Annotated in this window: 14 protein-coding genes; 10 read left to right on the top strand and 4 right to left on the bottom strand. The window is 36.1% G+C overall.

Annotated elements, in window-relative coordinates; all coding sequences use genetic code 11:
- Positions 1-102: 102 nt before the first annotated feature.
- Complete coding sequence (locus IEV15_RS04905) at positions 103-1,395, bottom strand: aminopeptidase P family protein (RefSeq protein ID WP_188361395.1); 1,293 nt, start codon at positions 1,393-1,395, stop codon at positions 103-105.
- Between the two features lie 105 nt (positions 1,396-1,500).
- Here IEV15_RS04905 and IEV15_RS04900 point away from each other — a divergent pair, with 105 nt between their 5' ends.
- From IEV15_RS04900 to IEV15_RS04860, 9 genes are all read left to right on the top strand, one after another.
- Entirely contained in the window at positions 1,501-4,356 is a 2,856-nt protein-coding gene (locus IEV15_RS04900; RefSeq protein WP_188361394.1) for a VPS10 domain-containing protein, read from the top strand.
- Positions 4,337-5,242: a ChaN family lipoprotein gene (locus IEV15_RS04895; RefSeq protein ID WP_373282138.1), complete on the top strand. Its 906-nt coding sequence runs from the start codon at positions 4,337-4,339 to the stop codon at positions 5,240-5,242. Before IEV15_RS04900 ends, IEV15_RS04895 begins: the two co-directional genes overlap by 20 nt.
- A 2-nt stretch (positions 5,243-5,244) precedes the next feature.
- Complete coding sequence (locus IEV15_RS04890; protein WP_229734095.1) at positions 5,245-6,126, top strand: hypothetical protein; 882 nt, start codon at positions 5,245-5,247, stop codon at positions 6,124-6,126.
- Between the two features lie 169 nt (positions 6,127-6,295).
- Positions 6,296-7,153, top strand: coding sequence for a succinate dehydrogenase cytochrome b subunit (locus IEV15_RS04885; protein ID WP_188361393.1), 858 nt, complete (start codon positions 6,296-6,298; stop codon positions 7,151-7,153).
- Positions 7,154-7,172: 19 nt separating this feature from the next.
- Entirely contained in the window at positions 7,173-9,182 is a 2,010-nt protein-coding gene (locus IEV15_RS04880) for a fumarate reductase/succinate dehydrogenase flavoprotein subunit (RefSeq protein WP_188361392.1), read from the top strand.
- Positions 9,183-9,190: 8 nt separating this feature from the next.
- On the top strand, positions 9,191-9,949 hold the full coding sequence (locus IEV15_RS04875) for a succinate dehydrogenase/fumarate reductase iron-sulfur subunit (RefSeq protein WP_188361391.1): 759 nt from the start codon (positions 9,191-9,193) through the stop codon (positions 9,947-9,949).
- 77 nt (positions 9,950-10,026) lie between these two features.
- On the top strand, positions 10,027-12,813 hold the full coding sequence (locus IEV15_RS04870) for a GH92 family glycosyl hydrolase (RefSeq protein ID WP_188361390.1): 2,787 nt from the start codon (positions 10,027-10,029) through the stop codon (positions 12,811-12,813).
- Between the two features lie 66 nt (positions 12,814-12,879).
- Positions 12,880-14,295 (top strand): glycogen synthase, encoded by a 1,416-nt coding sequence (locus IEV15_RS04865; protein WP_188361389.1) that lies wholly within the window; start codon positions 12,880-12,882, stop codon positions 14,293-14,295.
- A gap of 3 nt (positions 14,296-14,298) precedes the next feature.
- Positions 14,299-15,573: a glucose-1-phosphate adenylyltransferase gene (locus tag IEV15_RS04860; protein WP_188361388.1), complete on the top strand. Its 1,275-nt coding sequence runs from the start codon at positions 14,299-14,301 to the stop codon at positions 15,571-15,573.
- Here the strand turns inward: IEV15_RS04860 and IEV15_RS04855 are convergent, their stop codons facing one another.
- Positions 15,574-16,137 (bottom strand): hypothetical protein, encoded by a 564-nt coding sequence (locus IEV15_RS04855; RefSeq protein WP_188361387.1) that lies wholly within the window; start codon positions 16,135-16,137, stop codon positions 15,574-15,576.
- A gap of 62 nt (positions 16,138-16,199) precedes the next feature.
- On the opposite strand from IEV15_RS04855, the gene IEV15_RS04850 reads away from it, so the two are divergent.
- Positions 16,200-16,964, top strand: a complete 765-nt coding sequence (locus tag IEV15_RS04850) for an amidohydrolase (RefSeq protein WP_188361386.1) — start codon at positions 16,200-16,202, stop codon at positions 16,962-16,964.
- Position 16,965: 1 nt separating this feature from the next.
- Here IEV15_RS04850 and IEV15_RS04845 read toward each other — a convergent pair whose 3' ends face one another.
- Both IEV15_RS04845 and IEV15_RS04840 read right to left on the bottom strand, forming a co-directional pair.
- The gene (locus IEV15_RS04845; RefSeq protein ID WP_188361385.1) at positions 16,966-18,552 is read right to left on the bottom strand and encodes an Ig-like domain-containing domain; all 1,587 of its coding nucleotides are present in this window, start codon (positions 18,550-18,552) and stop codon (positions 16,966-16,968) included.
- Between the two features lie 72 nt (positions 18,553-18,624).
- A complete protein-coding gene (locus IEV15_RS04840) occupies positions 18,625-19,308 on the bottom strand; it encodes a ComF family protein (RefSeq protein ID WP_188361384.1) in 684 nt (227 codons plus the stop codon).
- Positions 19,309-19,456 lie beyond the last annotated feature (148 nt).

The raw sequence follows: 19,456 nt of genomic DNA, 5'->3' as shown, positions 1-19,456 counted from the left end.
TTTAATAATTTCTAGAATTTTTCAAATCTGAGTTAAAAAAAAACGACCCACATCCCTGCGAGCCCCTTTTAAACCTATAAACCTTTAAACTCTTAAACCAATTTAAGCATTCATTATCGATTCAATTTCTTCAATTTCAATCGGAATATTTCGCATTAAATTAAACGGTTCGCCACTTTTTTGAATCACTACATCGTCTTCCAATCGAATGCCAAAACCTTCTTTTGGGATATAAATTCCGGGTTCCACCGTAAAAACCATATTGGCTTGCATGGGTTCGTGCAACAATCCGTAATCGTGTGTGTCTAATCCCAAATGATGTGAAGTGCCATGCATGAAATATTTTTTATAAGCCGGCCATTCCGGATTTTCATTTTGCACATCGGCAGTATCAATCAGGCCTAAGCCCAACAATTCCGAAGTCATGATTTTGCCTACTTCCAGATGGTATTCTTTCCAAAGTGTTCCGGGAACCAATAGTTTAGTAGCTTCATTTTTCACTCGCAACACCGCATTGTACACTTCTTTTTGTCGTGGAGAAAACTTTCCAGAAACAGGAATTGTTCGAGTCATATCACTCGAATAATTGGCATATTCGGCACCTACATCTAACAAAATCAAATCGCCTTCTTTGCATTGTTGGTTGTTCTCGATGTAATGCAACACATTCGCATTATTTCCTGAAGCAATAATTGGCGTATAGGCAAAACCTTTTGAACGGTTTCTAATGAATTCATGAGCAAATTCGGCTTCAATTTCATATTCCATTACGTTGGGTTTCACAAAAGACAGTACTCTGCGGAAACCTTTTTCGGTTAAATCACACGCTTTTTGCAACAAATCAATTTCTTCACTTTCTTTAATCGAACGCAGCCGTTGTAAAATCGGATTGCTTTTTTCTACTTTGTGAGCCGGATAATTTTCTTTCCACCATTTGATAAATCGGGCTTCGCGAGTTTCTGTTTCTACTGACGCACGATAATGTTCGTTGGTGTTGATATACATCGTATCGGCATACGACATTACTTCTTTTAAAATTTTATGAAAATCGGTTAGCCAATAGACCGTTTTTATTCCGGAAACCTCAAAAGCTCGCTCTTTGGTTAACTTTTCACCTTCCCAAACGGCGATGTGTTCGTTAGTTTCTCTTAAAAACAACACTTCTTTTAAATGTTGGTAAGGAGCATCCGGAAACAATAGTAAAATACTTTCTTCTTGATCCACACCACTCAAATATAAAATGTCACGATGTTGTGCAAATGGCAAAGTAGTGTCTGCACTTACCGGATACATATCGTTAGAATTGAAAACGGCAACACTGTTTGGTTTCATTTGAGAAGCAAACTTTGCCCTGTTTTTTATGTATAAATTTTTATCAATAGGATGGTATTTCATTGTCTTCCAATTTTAGAATAATTCTCAAAAGTACTAAGATTAAAAAAAATTTAAATGTAAATTGCAGGATAAATTTAATTTTCCAACTCCTATAACTTTTTTAAAATGAAAAAAAAGTATTTCCTAGTTCTGTTTATGACCGTCCAAATAGGATGGTCGCAAGATGCAACTTTGCCTCAAGTAATTGCAGAAGCCTTACTTCAAAAAAGTGCTTTATCTGAAAAATCATTAGTAAAAAATATAGCTTTTCAAAGTGTTGGACCAACGATAATGAGCGGCAGAGTGGTTGATGTAGAAGTGAATCCTGAAAACCCTACTGAATTTTATGTGGGTTATGCTTCAGGCGGCGTTTGGTATACTAATAATAACGGAATGAGTTTTACACCGATAATGGATACTGCTCCAACTCAAAACATTGGAGACACTGCTGTAGATTGGAAAAGCGGCACTATTTGGGTTGGTACCGGAGAAAACAATTCTTCTCGTTCTTCGTATGCCGGAATCGGAATTTTAAAATCAAAAGACCAAGGAAAAACTTGGGAAAATGTAGGATTGCACGACAGTCATCACATTGGTAAGATTGTAATAAACCCGTCAAATCCGGATGAAGTGATAATCGGAGTTATTGGGCATTTGTATTCTAAAAATGACGAAAGAGGCGTTTTTAAAACAACAGATGGCGGAAAAACATGGAAAAAAACATTGTTTATTGATGATGCAACCGGTGTTATTTCCGTTTCCGTATCGCCAAAAAACTTTGCCATTCAATATGCTTCGACTTGGAACAGAGACCGTAAAGCGTGGAATTTTTTAGGAAACGGAGCCACTTCAGGCGTTTATAAAAGTGAAGATGCCGGTTCCACTTGGACATTGGTTTCTACTCCTGAAAGTGGATTTCCAAATGGAGAAGGAGTGGGCAGAATTGGTTTAGCGGCATTTGACAACGATGTGGTTTATGCGGTTCACGACAACCAATTCAAACGACCTGCAACAGCGGCTGCAAAGTCAACTTTGCCTGAAATGTTTAGTGTTCCCGGCGATGTGTTTGAAGCCATTCCATCCAAAGAAATTAATAATTATCTAAAAACATTTGGCTATTCAGAAAAATACAGAGCAGAAAATATCAAACATTTGGTTTCCAATAATTATATGAAACCGGCTGAAGCCAAAAGCTTTTTGTTGGATGCCAACAAAGCCTTGTTTGAAACCGAAGTTATAGGAGCCGAAGTTTTCAAATCAACCGACGGCGGAAAAACATGGAAAAGAACCCATCAGGATTTTATTGATGATTTCTTTTATTCGTATGGTTATTATTTTGCAAAAATTACTGTTGACCCATCTAATTCAGATAAAATCTATATAGGCGGTGTTCCCATCATTAAATCTGACGATGGCGGAAAAACCTTTGTTTCTATCAACAGAGAAAATGTACATGCCGATCACCATGCTTTATGGGTAAACCCTAATAAATCGGGACATTTGATTAATGGAAACGATGGCGGTTTGAATATTTCTTATGATGATGGTAAAAATTGGATCAAGTGTAATTCACACAATGTGAGTCAATTTTACAGTGTCAATGTAGATTACCAAACACCTTATAACATTTATGGCGGTATGCAAGACAATGGCGTTTGGGTTGGACCAAGCAATTACAGCTACAGTTCAGAATGGCATCAGGAAGGAAAATATCCATATGAAAGCATAATGGGAGGTGACGGTATGCAAACACAGATTGACAGACGCAATCCAAATCTTGTTTTTACCGGTTTTCAATTTGGAAATTATTACAGAATTGACAGAGCAACCAAAAACCAAAAATACATCTCTCCAAGAGCTAAAAAAGACGAAAAGCCATTGCGATATAATTGGCAAACCCCAATTTTATTGTCAAGTCACAACCAAGATATTTTATACATGGGGTCGCAGTTTTTGCATCGTTCTTTTAACCAAGGTGATGATTGGACGGCCATTTCACCCGATTTAACACAAGGCGGAAAAGAAGGAAATGTGGCTTATGGAACCATTACAACCTTTAGCGAAAGTCCGTTTCAATTTGGATTACTTTATGTGGGAAGCGATGACGGATTGGTACATGTTTCCAAAGATGCCGGAGCCACTTGGTCAAAAATTTCAGACAGCTTTCCAAAAGACCTTTGGGTTTCAAGAGTGGTTGCCTCTGCTCATCAAAAAGAACGCGTTTATGTTACCTTAAACGGTTACAGATGGGATGATTTTACTTCCTATGTATACAGTTCTGAGGATTATGGTCAAACTTGGAAATCAATTGCCAACGGAATTCCTTCTTCACCTGTAAATGTTATTTTGGAAGATTCTGACAATCCAAAAATCATTTATTTGGGAACAGACAACGGATTTTATATTTCATTCAATCAAGGTGCTTCATGGCAACTTTTTATGAATGGATTGCCCAATGTTGCCGTGCATGATGCCGTGATACAAAAAGAAACAAAAGATTTAATTGTTGGCACCCATGGACGTTCCATTTATAAAACCAATTTGAAAAGCATTCAACAACTAAACGATGACATCCTAAATCAAGATTTAAAAGTGTTTGAAACAGCATCTATAAGACATTCAGAAAATTGGGGGAGCAGTTGGACAAAATGGTTTCCCGGAAATGTGCCTAACGTAAAAGTTGATTACTATGCCAAAAGCAAAGGAGAAGTTGTTGTTGCTGTTTTAAATGACTTAGGAATTCCTGTTTATGAAGAAAAAATTCAAGCTCATGAAGGCTTGAATACATGGAATTATCAAGCTACCGTTTCGACAACCGGAAAAGAAAAATGGCAGAAAAAAGCAAAAGAGGTAAAACTTAAAGCAGCCAAAAACGATGCTATTTATTTGATTCCCGGAAATTATACCATTAAAATGACACAAGGTACCGTTTCACAAACCATTCCTTTTGAAGTTAAAAAAAATGAACGAACACCAAGATAATTACAACCTACAACACATGAAAAGCTATAACGGACTCAGGATAGTACTTTTATTTTTAACCCTAAGTTGTTTTACTAATGCAATTGGTCAAAACAAAATGCCGTATCAATTATTTGATAAAAACGGCAAAAAGACCACCTATGAAAAGTTATTAAAAGCAGCTACAAAGACAGAGGTTTTGTTGTTTGGCGAATACCATGATAATTCGATAGTGCATTGGCTTCAATTGGAAATTACCAAAGACTTGTCGGAAAAGAAACCCCTGGTTTTAGGTGCCGAAATGATAGAAGCTGATAATCAAATACAGTTGAATCAGTATTTGCAAGGCGATATAAATCAAAAAGCATTTGATACTTTGGCCCGACTTTGGTCCAATTATAAAACAGATTACAAACCTTTGGTTGATTTTGCTAAGGAGCAAAAAATACCGTTTGTAGCAACTAACATTCCCAGACGTTATGCCAGTATGGTTTTTAAGAATGATTTTGCAGCTCTAGACCCATTGACCGAAGAAGAGAAAACCTGGATAGCTCCTTTGCCTATTGCATTTGACATCAGTTTGCCGGGTTATCAAAACATGTTGGAAATGATGGGTGGTCATGCCGGAGAAAAAATGCCAAAAGCACAAGCCATAAAAGATGCTACTATGGCTCATTTTATCCTGCAAAATTTAAAAAACAATTCCCTTTTTATTCATTATCATGGTACGTATCACAGTGATAATTTTGAAGGCATCTATTGGTATTTAAAACGAGAAAAACCAAGCTTGCAACTTGTGACAATTTCAACGGTTACTCAAAAAGATATTTCAAAATTGGAAAAAGAAAACTACAATAAAGCGGACTTTATTCTCGTTATTGATGAAGATGTGACCAAAACCTACTAAACATGACTAAAAATTGCCAAACCACCGGAATACTATTACTTTTAGTTAGTATTTTCGGTTTTTTTTCTTGTAGCTCAGACGATGCTTTATCAGAAGAACCCAGTTTAATCATCAAATTCAAATTTGATGCGAATCAACTTCGGTTGAATAATATTGGACAACCATCAATTATTCCTGATGGAAATGCAGCTCAATCTCCTGATATGAAAAAAATTAGTGCTCATTACTTGGAGTTGGCACCTTCAGCAACTACTTTATTGGGTCAAGGAAAGATTCTCTATCATGCACCAGAGACAAATCTAGGAGGATCAATGGCAATTGATTTTAGTCAGGCCCTAGTAGTTGGAGCGGACGAAGTTTTTTTAAAAATCCCGATAACTCCAGAAATGATTGGTAGTTATGAATGGATTCGAGTTTCTTTGGCGTATCAAAGTGGTGTAATTCAAGTGTTTCAAGACGGGGTAACCTATGCAGGAACTTTAGATAGTTTTGTGGGTTATAACACTTTTATCGGCACACATTCCATTGGCAACAATCTATTTCCGGTAAACGGCAATAGAACACAAGGATATTGGGCTTTTGCGTTGAATGATTTTCCATTTGCAACATCGGGTCAAGCTCCGGAAGGGGCAACAACGGTTCCCAATCCATTATTTCAAACCTCTCCAATTCCACAAGGATCTTGTGTTGTCACCGGAAAATTTGCAAATAATTTTATAATCACAGGAAATGAAACCCGAGATATTGTTATGACGTTATCGTTATCAATTAATAACAGTTTTGAATGGACTGAAGTAAATAATGACGGTAAATTTGAACCAGCTATAGGAGAAAATGTTGTTGACATGGGGTTGAGGGGTTTAATTCCAAGTTTTGTGAACTAAATATTTGTTTATTTTTTTTACTATTTTTTGGGCAACACCTTATCTTTCAACTAAACACTTGTTAATCCTTCTTTAAAATCACTTTAAATTAGAACGAAAAGGTTGTAGTTGTTTCCAAATAGCTGTAAATTTGTGTGAAATTTTTAAAAATTTATTTTACACAAACATTATGGCAAAATCGGCACTTTTGAAGTCTTCCATTGCAAAAAAGTATTGGATGGCTCTTACGGGTTTATTTTTATGCTTGTTTTTAGTAGGTCATTTGGCCGGAAATCTTCAACTTATTTTCGGAACACCTTTGCAATTCAATGAATATGCATTGTTCATGACTACTAATCCTGCAGTAAAAATTTTATCTTATGTTACCTACATTTCCATCCTTTTTCACGTAGTTGATGGATTTCTTCTCACCATTCAAAACAGAAAAGCACGACCGGTTGGTTATGCAAAAACAAATCCCGGAGCAAATAGTAGTTTCTCGTCCAGAAACATGGCTGTTTTGGGCACTTTAGTGTTAATTTTTATTGCCACCCACATGACCAATTTTTGGGCAAAAATGCACTTTACCACCATGCCGCTTCAAACCATAACTATTGACAATGGTGGTCAAGTTTCAAGTTTTTACATTACCTCAGGTTGGGGACAAGATCGATTTATTAATGTAAACCAAGTGGATGGTGAAAATTTGATTATTGAGGGTAATGGTTTTTATTATACCAAACCCATCAAAGTTCAATTTGCTGAAGGTTATAAAGACTTACACAAAATCACCATGGATTTTTTCAGAAGTAAAGAAAAGCTTTTTGGAGTGATTCCAAACGAAGGTTTGTTTTTTACCATTTTCTATGTGTTATCAATGGCCGTTTTAGGCTTTCATTTATGGCACGGGTTCCAAAGTGCGTTTCAATCGTTAGGATTAAATAGTCCAAAATGGACGCCAACCATTCATTTTATTGGAAAGGCATTTGCGGTTTTAGTTCCGTTTTTATTTGCTATTATTCCTTTATACATACATTTTACTAAATAATCAACATCAGAACTATATTATGAAGTTAGATTCAAAAATACCGGAAGGTCCAGTTGCTCAAAAGTGGACAAACCATAAAAACCATTTAAAATTAGTTGCACCAAATAACCGTCCAAAAATTGATATTATTGTCGTTGGAACAGGTTTAGCAGGAGCTTCTGCTGCTGCCTCTTTTGGTGAGATGGGTTACAATGTAAGTGCTTTTTGTTTTCAAGATTCACCAAGAAGAGCTCACTCCATTGCCGCTCAAGGTGGAATTAACGCTGCTAAAAATTATCAAAATGATGGTGATAGTGTTTACCGTCTTTTTTATGATACCATAAAAGGAGGCGATTACCGTGCTCGTGAAGCAAACGTGCATCGTTTAGCCGAGGTTTCAGGAAGCATCATCGACCAATGTGTAGCTCAAGGTGTTCCTTTTGCACGTGAATACGGCGGAATGTTAGACAACCGTTCCTTTGGAGGAACTCAAGTACAACGTACGTTTTATGCAGCTGGTCAAACAGGACAACAATTATTATTAGGTGCTTATTCAGCTTTATCAAGACAAATTGGATTAGGTCGTGTGAAAATGTACAACCGTCACGAAATGTTAGAATTGGTAAAAGTAGACGGAAAAGCTCGCGGAATTATTGCCCGAAACCTAATCACAGGAGAATTAGAAAGACATTCAGCTCACGCTGTTATTATAGCATCAGGAGGTTACGGAAACGTCTATTTCCTTTCAACCAATGCCATGGGAAGTAACGTAACCGCAGGTTGGAAAATCCACAAACAAGGAGCGTTATTCGCTAATCCTTGTTATGTGCAAATTCACCCAACGTGTATTCCTGTTCACGGAACCAATCAATCAAAATTAACGTTGATGTCAGAATCATTGCGTAATTCCGGTCGAATTTGGGTGCCAAAAAAGAAAGAAGATGCGGAAGCCATTCGTTCAGGAAATTTAAAACCAACACAAATTGCTGAAGAAGACAGAGATTATTTCTTAGAAAGAAGATATCCTGCGTTCGGAAACTTAGTGCCTCGTGACGTAGCTTCCAGAGCTGCCAAAGAGCGTTGTGATGCGGGTTACGGAATTGAAGCAAACGATACCAACGAAGGGGTTTACCTTGATTTCTCTACAGAAATTAAAAACAAAGGAAAACAAGCCGCTTATGCTCAAGGAAATCACAATCCTTCTGAAGAAGAAATCATTAAATTAGGTAAAAAATGGTTGGAAGAAAAATATGGTAACTTATTTACCATGTACCAAAAAATTACCGATGAGAATCCATACGAAACGCCAATGAAAATCTATCCAGCGGTTCACTACACCATGGGTGGTGTTTGGGTAGATTACAATTTGATGTCGACCATTCCAGGTTGTTTTGTGGCAGGAGAAGCTAATTTCTCAGATCACGGAGCAAACCGATTAGGAGCTTCTGCTTTAATGCAAGGTTTGGCCGATGGATATTTCGTTTTACCTTACACGGTTTCAAATTATTTAGCCGATGAAATCAGAACCGGAAAAATTTCGACTGATTTGCCGGAATTTGCTGAAGCCGAATCCAATGTAAAATCGCAGATCGATAAATTTTTAAACAATAACGGTTCTAAAACTGTTGACCATTTCCACAAACGTTTAGGTTTAATCATGTGGAATAAAGTAGGAATGGGAAGAAACGAACAAGGTTTAAAACAAGCTATTTCCGAAATTGCTCAACTAAAAGAAGAATTCTACAGCGATGTATATGTTCCGGGAACTTCAGACGAATTAAATCCTGAGTTAGAAAAAGCCCTTCGTGTGGCCGATTTTATCGAACTCGGACAATTAATGGCGATGGATGCCTTGCAACGAAACGAATCATGTGGCGGTCATTTCCGCGAAGAATACCAAGATGCCGAAGGTGAAACCTTACGTGACGACGAAAACTTTAAATTTGTGGGAGCTTGGGAATACAAAGGTTCAGACATTTCTAAATCTGAATTGCATAAGGAAGAATTGAAGTACGAAGAAATCAAAATTGCAGCCCGTAATTATAAATAATTAGTATTATGTCAACAGCAAAAAATATAAATATCACTCTAAAAATTTGGCGTCAAAAAAACACTAAAACAAAAGGTGGAATCGAAACATATAAATTAGACAACGTTTCAACGGCGAGTTCGTTTTTGGAAATGTTAGACCAATTGAACGAGCAATTAGTCAATGACAGAAAAGAACCTGTTGCGTTTGATCACGACTGTCGTGAAGGAATCTGCGGAAGCTGTTCGTTATACATCAACGGACGTGCTCACGGACCCGATACCGGCATCACCACTTGTCAGTTGCACATGCGAATGTTCAACGACGGTGACACCATTTATGTTGAACCATGGAGAAGTAAAGCTTTTCCGGTAATCAAAGATTTAGTGGTAGACAGAACCGCTTTTGACCGTATTCAACAAGCAGGAGGTTTCGTGTCTGTAAATACTTCCGGAAATACCATCGATGCCAACTCACTTCCTGTGCCAAAAGACGATGCAGACAAAGCTTTTATGGCGGCGGCTTGTATTGGTTGCGGAGCTTGTGTAGCGACTTGTAAAAACGGTTCAGCCATGTTGTTTGTTGGAGCGAAAGTATCACAGTATGCGTTGTTACCACAAGGAAAAGTAGAAGCAACCGAGCGTGTTCTAAACATGGTTCGTCAAATGGACGAAGAAGGTTTCGGAAACTGTACTAATACAGGTGCCTGCGAAATCGAATGTCCAAAGGGGATTTCGTTAGAAAATATTGCCCGTATGAACAGAGAATATTTAAAAGCGAGTTTGTAAAATTTACGTTTTTTTAAATAATAAAAGCATTCAGCACTAGTTGAATGCTTTTTTTTATATTTGATAAAACGATTCTAATGAAATTCTATAAAATAATTTTTGTCTTATTTATTTCTCAAATAACATTTGGTCAAAACTACCAACAATACGTTAACCCCTTTATCGGAACCGGCGGAACCGGACATACATTCCCTGGAGCCACTGTGCCTTATGGAATGGTGCAACTTTCCCCAGACACCCGAATCGACGGTAGTTGGGAAGGCTGTTCCGGTTATCATTATTCCGATAATCGCATTTATGGCTTCTCACATACTCATCTCAACGGAACAGGCGTTTCTGATTATGGCGATATTTTATTAATGCCCACAATGGGTGAACCTTCGTTTGACAACAAAATCTATTCCTCCACTTTTTCACATAAAAATGAAAAAGCTTCTGCCGGATTTTATTCCGTCAAATTAGATAAACATAACATCGATGTTCGATTAACTACATCAACCCGAGTTGGTTTTCATGAATATACCTTCAATGAAAGCGGTCAAGCCAACATCATTTTAGACTTAAATCATCGGGATAAATTGTTGGAAGGCTATGTTCGAGTTATTGATGACAAAACCATCGAAGTATTGCGAAGAAGTGAAGCATGGGCTCAAAATCAATATGTTTATGCCAGAATTGAGTTTAATGTTCCTTTAAAAATCAACAAAGAAAAAACCATTTTTAAAGGGATAAAAGGTGATTATCACGGAACAGAATTAGCGATTAGTTTCTCCAAAAAAGTAAAAAAAGGAGAAAAACTACTCGTAAAAGTTGCTCTTTCACCTACAGGACATAGTGGTGCACAACTCAACAGCACCGAAATTCCACATTGGGACTTCAATAAAGTTAAAAAAGCGGCAGAAGAAATGTGGAACAAAGAACTCTCCAAAATAGAAGTCACTTCTAATGATAAAAACAAACTGACCATTTTCTACACCGCTTTGTATCACACCATGATGCAACCCAACATCGCTCAAGATTTAGACGGAAAATACCGAGGCCGCGATAATAAAATTCACCAAGCTGAAGGATTTGATTATTACACCGTTTTTTCCCTTTGGGACACCTTTCGAGCTGCTCATCCGCTGTATACCTTAATTGATAAAAAACGAACCTCAGATTACATCAACACCTTTATCAAACAATATGAACAAGGCGGTCGTTTGCCTGTTTGGGAACTCGCTTCCAACGAAACCGATTGTATGATTGGCTATCATTCTGTTTCTGTGATTGCTGATGCGATGGTGAAAGGCATCCAAGGTTTTGATTATGAAAAAGCCTATGAAGCCGCCAAACATTCCGCTATGCTCGATCATTTAGGATTGGATGCCTACAAAAAACAAGGTTTTATTTTGATTGATGATGAACACGAAAGTGTTTCCAAAACGTTAGAATATGCGTATGACGATTGGTGCATCGCTCAAATGGCTCAATTATTAGACAAAAAAGAAGACTACCAATATTTTATGCTTCGTTCTCAAAATTGGAAAAATCTCTTTAATTGGGAAACCGGATTCATCCAACCCAAGAAAAATGGTGGTTGGGATAAACCTTTTGACCCCAAAGAAGTGAACAACAATTACACCGAAGCCAACGGATGGCAATATACTTTTTTTGTGCCGCAAGATATTCCGGGAATGATAGAAGCCATGGGCGGACATGAAAAATTTGAAGCCAAATTAGACGAAATGTTTAATTCTGTCAGTGAAACATCCGGTCGTCATCAAGTGGATATTACCGGTTTAATCGGTCAGTATGCTCACGGAAATGAACCAAGTCATCATGTGGCGTATTTGTATAATTATGTTGGGAAGCCTGAAAAAACGAAAGAAAAAGTACATTTCATTTTAGAGAATTTCTATAAAAACGACCCCGACGGTTTAATTGGCAATGAAGATTGCGGACAAATGAGTGCGTGGTATGTGTTGAGTGCGATGGGAATTTATAATGTAACACCGGGACAACCTTTTTGGACGACTACTGAACCGTATTTTGATAAAATGAAAGTAAATTTTGAGGATGGGACTTCTAGAAGTATTGATAAATTAACCAAAGATGATATGTTTGGATTGAATTTAAAAGAAATGCCAGACAAAGATTATTTTGTTAGGAATCTATCTGTGATTCCGGTTATTGAGGCTGACAGTAAGGCTTTCCTAGATAAAACAGTAATTTCATTTATTTCTCAAAATAAAGAAGTTGAATTTTTTTACAGTTTGAACGGAAGTCCTTTTAAAATGGCTGATACTACAACTTTAACTCTTGATAAAACAACAGAAGTTAAACTTTATACAGAAGATGGTTATGGTCAAAAAAGCAATACCATCTCAGCCACCTTCTTCAAAAAACCAAACAATTTCACCATTGACATCAAATCAACATACAATCCGCAATACCACGCCGGAGGTCCGGAAGGTTTGATTGACGGTATTTTTGGCACCGAAAACTGGCGAAAAGGCGATTGGCAAGGCTATCAATCGCAAGATTTTGAAGCGGTGATTGATATGCAATCCACCCGTGAAATCAATCAAATTACCGCCAATTTTCTTCAAGATACCCGTTCGTGGATTTTGATGCCCACCAAAGTGGACTACTATATTTCAGATGATAATGTGAATTTTACGCTTTTCGACACACAAAACAACACCATTGACCCGAAAGATTACAATTCCATCATCAAAGGATTTGAAAGCCGTAAATCAACCGTAAAAGCCCGTTATGTAAAAGTTAAGGCTGCCAACTTTGGCAAACTTCCTGAATGGCACCAAGGTTTTCCGTTTGATGCTGATGCTTTTATATTTATTGATGAAATAACAATAAAATAAATTACAGCCACTACAACGTTTGAAATAATTTCTTATCTTTATGAACTACTGAATTAGTTTATATCCATGGAAATTTTTCATATAAGTGCAGAATGTTATCCTGTTGCAAAGGTTGGCGGTTTGGCTGACGTTGTGGGTGCCTTGCCAAAATATCTCAATAAACTCGGTCATACTGCCAAAGTTGTGGTGCCGGGCTATGACAACAAATTCACCAATGAAAACGAATTTGACACTGTACATAAAGGTTTATTGAAATTAGGGTGGTTTCAGTTTTCGTATACTATTCTGAGGGAAAAAACCAATAAATTAGGCTTTCAATTGTATGTTATTGCCATTCCGGAACTTTTTGACCGACCTAATGTTTATTCGTATGAAGATGATACGGAACGGTTTACCGCTTTTCAAATCGCTTTTTTAAATTGGCTCACCGAAACAGATCAGAAACCGGATGTTATTCATTGTCATGATCATCATACGGGATTAATTCCGTTTATGGTTCAGTTTTGTTTCAATTACCAACATTTAAAACATACTCCAACGGTTTTAACGATTCATAATGGTCAATATCAAGGTTGGTTTGGATTTGACAGAATACATTATATCCCTGATTTTGAAAGAGGAAAAATGGGATTTTTAGAATGGGGAGGCATTATCAATCCTTTGGCTTCGGGCATTAAATGTGCTTGGAAAGTCACCACTGTTTCGCCAAGTTATTTGGATGAAATTAGTGAAAACGCCAATGGTTTGGAACATTTACTGCGTTTTGAACGTTATAAATCACTTGGAATTTTAAACGGCATTGACACTGATGTTTGGAATACCCAAACGGATGAAATGCTTCAAACCAATTATACGATTAAAGGTTTTAAAAAAGGCAAAGAAGCCAACAAAGCCTTTTTATGTGAACAGTTTAATTTAGATCCAAAATTACCTTTATTTACCTTTATTGGTCGTTTGGTTGGAGAAAAAGGAGCTGATTTGCTACCTCAAATTTGTAGTGTAGCTTTAAATGAATTTCATCAAAAATTAAATATTTTGATTTTAGGCTCCGGAGACCCCAATGTTGAACGAGGTTTGCAAAGCCTTCAAAATTTCTATCACGGAAATTATAATGCCTATATCGGATATAATGAAAAATTGGCTCACATCATTTATGCCGGAGCTGATTTTCTGTTAATGCCTTCACGAGTGGAACCTTGTGGATTGAATCAAATGTATGCGTTGCGTTATGGCACGATTCCCATTGTTCGAAGAACCGGCGGTTTAAAAGACACCGTTATAGATATTGGTGATGGTGGTTTTGGAATTTGTCACAATCAAACCAGTGTTTTTGATGTTACGCATTCCATGTATCGGGCCATTGTTTTATATGAAGATGCCAAATCATTTGATGCGGTTAGAAAAACCTGTATGCAAATTGACCATTCATGGGATAAAGTTGCAGAAGAATATAGTACTGTTTACCAATCGTTAATACAATAGAATATGAACAAAAGTGCATTAGCCATTATCTTAGGTGGCGGACAAGGATCTCGATTAGCTCCATTAACTGAAAGTCGTTCAAAGCCGGCGGTTCCGATTGCCGGAAAATACAGGTTGGTGGATATTCCTATTTCAAATTGTATCAATTCTGATATTAAACGCATGTTTGTTTTGACACAATTCAATTCGGCATCTTTAAATCAACATATAAAAAATACATACCATTTCAGTCATTTCAGCACCGCTTTTGTGGATATTTTGGCTGCAGAACAAACACCTGATAATCCCACTTGGTTTCAAGGAACTGCCGATGCCGTAAGACAATGCATGCAACATTTCATGAATCATGAATTTGATTATGCTTTGATTTTATCCGGAGATCAATTGTATCAAATGAATTTTAACGAAATGATTACGGCTCATGAAAAAAGTGGAGCCGCTATTTCAATAGCAACATTACCTGTTTCTTCAAAAGAAGCCCCTGAATTCGGAATTTTAAAAACAAACGATGAGAGTTTTATCACATCATTCATTGAAAAACCTAAAGCAGCATTATTACCTGAATGGACTTCTGAAGTAAGTGACGAGATGAAAAGCGAAGGAAGGCATTATTTGGCGTCTATGGGTATTTATATTTTCAACCGTGATTTATTGGTAGAGTTAATGTCAAACCCCGACACGAAAGACTTTGGAAAAGAAATTATTCCGCAAGCCATTGGGAAGCACAAAGTATTGAGTTATCAATATGAAGGCTATTGGACGGATATTGGAAATATTGACTCCTTTTTTGAAGCCAATTTAGAATTGACAGAAGATATACCAAAATTCAATTTGTTTGACAACTCTAAAAGAATCTATACACGAGCCAGAACATTACCACCTACCAAGATTTCCGGTAAAACTACTATTGAAAAAACGATAATGGCAGAAGGTTGTATCATTAATGCAGCACAAATCAATCATTCGGTGATTGGAATTAGAAGCAGAATAGGAACGAATTCCGTAATTACTAATTCGTATTTAATGGGTAATGATTTTTATCAAAATTTGGAAGAAATCAGCACCAATCAAAGCCAACATATTATCAATATTGGAATTGGAGAGCGTTGCCAAATTAACAATACTATAGTGGATAAAAACTGTAGAATTGGAAATGATGTCAAACTAAACGGCGGTAAGCATCTTGAAGACGTCAATACAAAATGGTACACCGTTAGAGATGGCATTATTGTAGTGAAAAAAGGGGTTGTTTTACCTGATGGCTTTTCGGTTGGATAATTAGTCTTTCCAACCCCAAGGAGCTGAAGGGTTTTCAACTGATTTTGTCAAATCAAATTTTACTGAAAAAACACGGTCTGAACCAATACGTCTTAAATTATAGGTAAAAGAAGTTTCATCAACGGTTATCCACCAAACATTAGTAGAAGCATAGCCAATTAAATCACTTGTTTCTTGATCTGCCGGAAAAAATTGAATTTTAGGTAAGCCTGAATTGGATGTAGTTCCGCCATATTGCGTTACTTTATCTTCAGAGCCATCTTCATGTCTATGATCATGTTTGAGTGTGATTCTATCGTTTTCAAAGGTCAAAACCCAAGTTCTTGATTTGTCATCACCCACAAAAAACGGAATTCGAATGCGGTTTTCTTCACAACTGCGAACATGCATTACTAATCGTTTGCCGCGAAAATCATCGTTTGCCGGGCCTTCGGTAATTTCACCTTCAAAGGATTTGCCACAATGTGTTTTTAAGGTTTCCCAAAATTGTTGAGCACCTGATTTTTCTTGTGCAAAAAGGCTTAGTGTTGCAAAAAGCGATACTGTGAGTATATAATTTTTCATGAGATGAATTTTTGTCAAGATAAGAAATAATATTTAATGTAATTTTATAAAAATATTCAAACATGAAAGTTAGTTGTATTCAAGGGTCATTATTTTGGGAAGATGCTTCAGCCAACCGAAATTATTTTGAAGAGAAAATCAATTCTATCCAAGAAGAGGTTGACTTAATTGTACTTCCTGAAATGTTTACTTCCGGTTTTACCATGAATCCGAGTGTTGTGGCTGAGGAAATGAGTGGAGAAACAGTACTATGGCTTAAAAATATGGCAATTCGCAAAAATGTAGCGATTACGGGTAGTATGGTTATTTCTGAAAACAATCTTTTTTTTAATCGGATGCTTTTTGTTTTTCCAAACGGAGAAATTAGGTATTATGACAAAAAACATTTGTTTACTTTGGCAGGCGAAGACAAGTCGTATACCTCAGGAAATGAAAAAGTTATAATTTCATATCTCAATTGGAACATTTGTCTTCAAATATGTTATGATTTGCGTTTTCCGGTTTTTGTCAGAAATACAGAAGATTATGATGCAATTATCTATGTTGCCAATTGGCCAAAACCACGAATTGCAGCCTGGGATGCGTTATTAAAAGCCAGAGCAATAGAAAACATGTGTTATGTTATTGGCGTAAATCGAATTGGAGAAGACGGCAATGGACATCCCTATGTTGGTCATACGCAAATTATTGATGAACTGGGGAATTATTTGGTTGCACCTGATGAAAACGAAAGTGTTTTTACGGCAACATTATCCCATCAAAAAATGATTGAAACACGCAACAAACTGGGGTTTTTAAACGACAGAGATGTCTTTCAACTGCGTTAATTTAGCCACCTACATTTATGGTTTGTTCTACATCCCAATTGGATCTAACTTCAATAGGGGTGGAATAATAGAAAACCTCTTCGGTTTGTCTTTTTTCAAGATAACTTCCCGTGTCCCAAATACCGTTTTTGTTGTCGTCATAAATTATTCTGACGGTAAATTGATTGGGTTGTAACGACTCAAAAGTTACCGCATCAGCATTTACAGCATAAGATTGTGCTAGTGTTTTTCCTTTGTTATCAGTGAGTTGTATAATTATGGGATATGATTTAACTCCGTTTATTTTTAAAGTTAAATTTCCATAGTCGGATTGACTTCGGGTACTAAATTTAAAAGCTAGAGAATCATTAGATTTTTCAAACATATCCGTTAGTGCTTCCGGAACTAAATTAAAACTATAATTTTCTCGCTCTTCTTTGGTAAAAAGAATATGGAGTAAATTTTTCTCTGCATTATAATTTGTAGTGAATGGAACATCAAGCGAGTCTTTTTTTCGAAGTTGCATTTTAGTACTATCCCATTTTGATAGAGGGGTACTGGTTTTTAGGGCAAGGGTATCTCTAAAATGTAGGTTTCCGGTTGGAGATAATCCAATGGATAATGTATCCACCTTCATGTTTTTTAATTTAACCACAAAGTCTTTCTCATAATTTGCTGAGGTAACTTCTAATTTAAGAGAATCCACTTTTTGCATTGGGAACCAAACATTTAATGAATCTTTTCCTTGAACAGGCGTTATTTTGGTTTGGATTTCTGAAGTGCCATTAAATAATTTTACAGCAACATTTTTTGGTTTTCCTTCGTGTCCGATAATAATTTTATTGCCTGATGCTTGCGTTGCCCGAACCGCTTTAAAGGGGATTTCTTCTTGAAACAATTCCATTTCATAAAAAGTATTGTCCGGGACCGTTATTGGTTCGCTAAAAAACCCAATTTTATCATTTTTAGGATCAAATTTATAATTGCTGTTGTTGTCTTTTAGGGCTACTAAAATATATTTACCTGCTTTTAAATTTTCTAATGTAAAATTGGATGCTGAATCTAGCGTATTGGTTACATACCTCGGATTTTCTTTATAAATTATAGAATCATAAAATTTTTCATTGTACTCATATAGTTGAACCGAAACAAAATTGTCGGGTTTTGGGTTGAATGCGTCTTTTATACTACCCACAACGGTTAAGGAATCGATATAAGAACCGGTTGAAAATACATATTTGAATTGCTGATACGGATTGCCTTCGTTATTGTCTTGAATACTTTTACCAAAATTTAAACTGTAGGTGGTGTTAGGTATTAACGTATCATTTATTTTAATAATGATTGTTTTACTTGCTGATGACGGACTAATGGTTGGTGCATTTTTCATCAATGGAGATACAATCAATTGTTTGTTGACATCTTTTAATTTTATGTATTCATCAAAATAAAGCTTGATTTCTTTTGAATCAAAATTGGTTGAATAGTTTTTTGGTTCACTGATTTTTAAAACCGGTGGAATGGTATCTTTAAAACCACCCGAAATAAAGCCTCGTTTGGCACAGCCGGTAAATAAAACAGCAAGAAAAACAAAAAGAAATAGTCTCATTTGTAGCTATATAATTTTAAACCACAAAATAACAATTATATTTAGTGGAAATGAAATCTTTTATGTTTTTGTTTACGAATGCGAATAAGCCAGTGTAACAATACTAATTTTTGAATTTGGAATGGCTGCCAGTAATTTTCCACAAGCTTCCAAAGTAGCACCGGTAGTTATTACATCATCAATCAACAGAAAATGTTTGCCGTGATCTACCGAAGTAAAGTCGGCACCAAAAGCTGTTTTTTTATCATCAGTTCGTTCAAAAAATGATTTTTTGGTTTGAGTAACGGCATATACGTCTCGATGTAAAATGTGCTCATTATAGGGTATGTTCAATGATTTTGAGAGTGAATGACCAAAAGTTGTCAATTGATTATAACCTCGTTCTTTCAGTCTTTTTTTATGTAGTGGAACCGGAATAATTGCATCAAATTTTATTTTTTCGTGTAATGGTTTTAAATCTTCTCCATACCATTCGCCTAAAAAAGTGCCTATTTCTTGGTGGTTTTTATATTTTAGATTATGTATTAACTCTTGTGTGATTCCTTTTTTATGAAAATAAAACAACGCGGAGCCATGAACCAAGTCTAACCTACCATAAAATTTTTTACTAATCTCATTGCTATCCAATTCAATATGTCGGGTTATAGGAAGTTCATGCCTACAAATCGCACAAATAATCGCTTCATTTTTAAGCAACAATTCTTTGCATGATAGGCAAACTTTTGGATAGAAGAGATTGAATAAACTTTTTAGCATTAATTTGTGTGGTTTGTTTTACAAATTTATCAAATTTTTGTTTGAAAGTGAGGTTAATTTTATTCTTAAAACGTTTTACTATAAGAAAATACAATTAATTAGCTTTTTTGAGATAAATCCCGTCCAATCTAATCTTTTTTATATTTTT

Source organism: Flavobacterium orientale (assembly GCF_014638005.1).
Lineage (GTDB): Bacteria > Bacteroidota > Bacteroidia > Flavobacteriales > Flavobacteriaceae > Flavobacterium > Flavobacterium orientale.
The sequence above is the reverse complement of the archived record's forward strand: the minus strand, read 5'-3'. Positions and strand labels throughout refer to the sequence as shown.

Bases quoted from the DNA above. Each gene is read 5' to 3' on its own strand.
- IEV15_RS04850 (WP_188361386.1), top strand. From the start codon at position 16,200: ATGAAAGTTAGTTGTATTCAAGGGTCATTATTTTGGGAAGATGCTTCA.
- IEV15_RS04895 (WP_373282138.1), top strand. From the start codon at position 4,337: ATGAACGAACACCAAGATAATTACAACCTACAACACATGAAAAGCTAT.
- IEV15_RS04865 (WP_188361389.1), top strand. From the start codon at position 12,880: ATGGAAATTTTTCATATAAGTGCAGAATGTTATCCTGTTGCAAAGGTT.
- IEV15_RS04845 (WP_188361385.1), bottom strand. From the start codon at position 18,552: ATGAGACTATTTCTTTTTGTTTTTCTTGCTGTTTTATTTACCGGCTGT.
- IEV15_RS04840 (WP_188361384.1), bottom strand. From the start codon at position 19,308: ATGCTAAAAAGTTTATTCAATCTCTTCTATCCAAAAGTTTGCCTATCA.
- IEV15_RS04885 (WP_188361393.1), top strand. From the start codon at position 6,296: ATGGCAAAATCGGCACTTTTGAAGTCTTCCATTGCAAAAAAGTATTGG.
- IEV15_RS04900 (WP_188361394.1), top strand. From the start codon at position 1,501: ATGAAAAAAAAGTATTTCCTAGTTCTGTTTATGACCGTCCAAATAGGA.
- IEV15_RS04860 (WP_188361388.1), top strand. From the start codon at position 14,299: ATGAACAAAAGTGCATTAGCCATTATCTTAGGTGGCGGACAAGGATCT.
- IEV15_RS04905 (WP_188361395.1), bottom strand. From the start codon at position 1,395: ATGAAATACCATCCTATTGATAAAAATTTATACATAAAAAACAGGGCA.
- IEV15_RS04880 (WP_188361392.1), top strand. From the start codon at position 7,173: ATGAAGTTAGATTCAAAAATACCGGAAGGTCCAGTTGCTCAAAAGTGG.
- IEV15_RS04870 (WP_188361390.1), top strand. From the start codon at position 10,027: ATGAAATTCTATAAAATAATTTTTGTCTTATTTATTTCTCAAATAACA.
- IEV15_RS04875 (WP_188361391.1), top strand. From the start codon at position 9,191: ATGTCAACAGCAAAAAATATAAATATCACTCTAAAAATTTGGCGTCAA.
- IEV15_RS04890 (WP_229734095.1), top strand. From the start codon at position 5,245: ATGACTAAAAATTGCCAAACCACCGGAATACTATTACTTTTAGTTAGT.
- IEV15_RS04855 (WP_188361387.1), bottom strand. From the start codon at position 16,137: ATGAAAAATTATATACTCACAGTATCGCTTTTTGCAACACTAAGCCTT.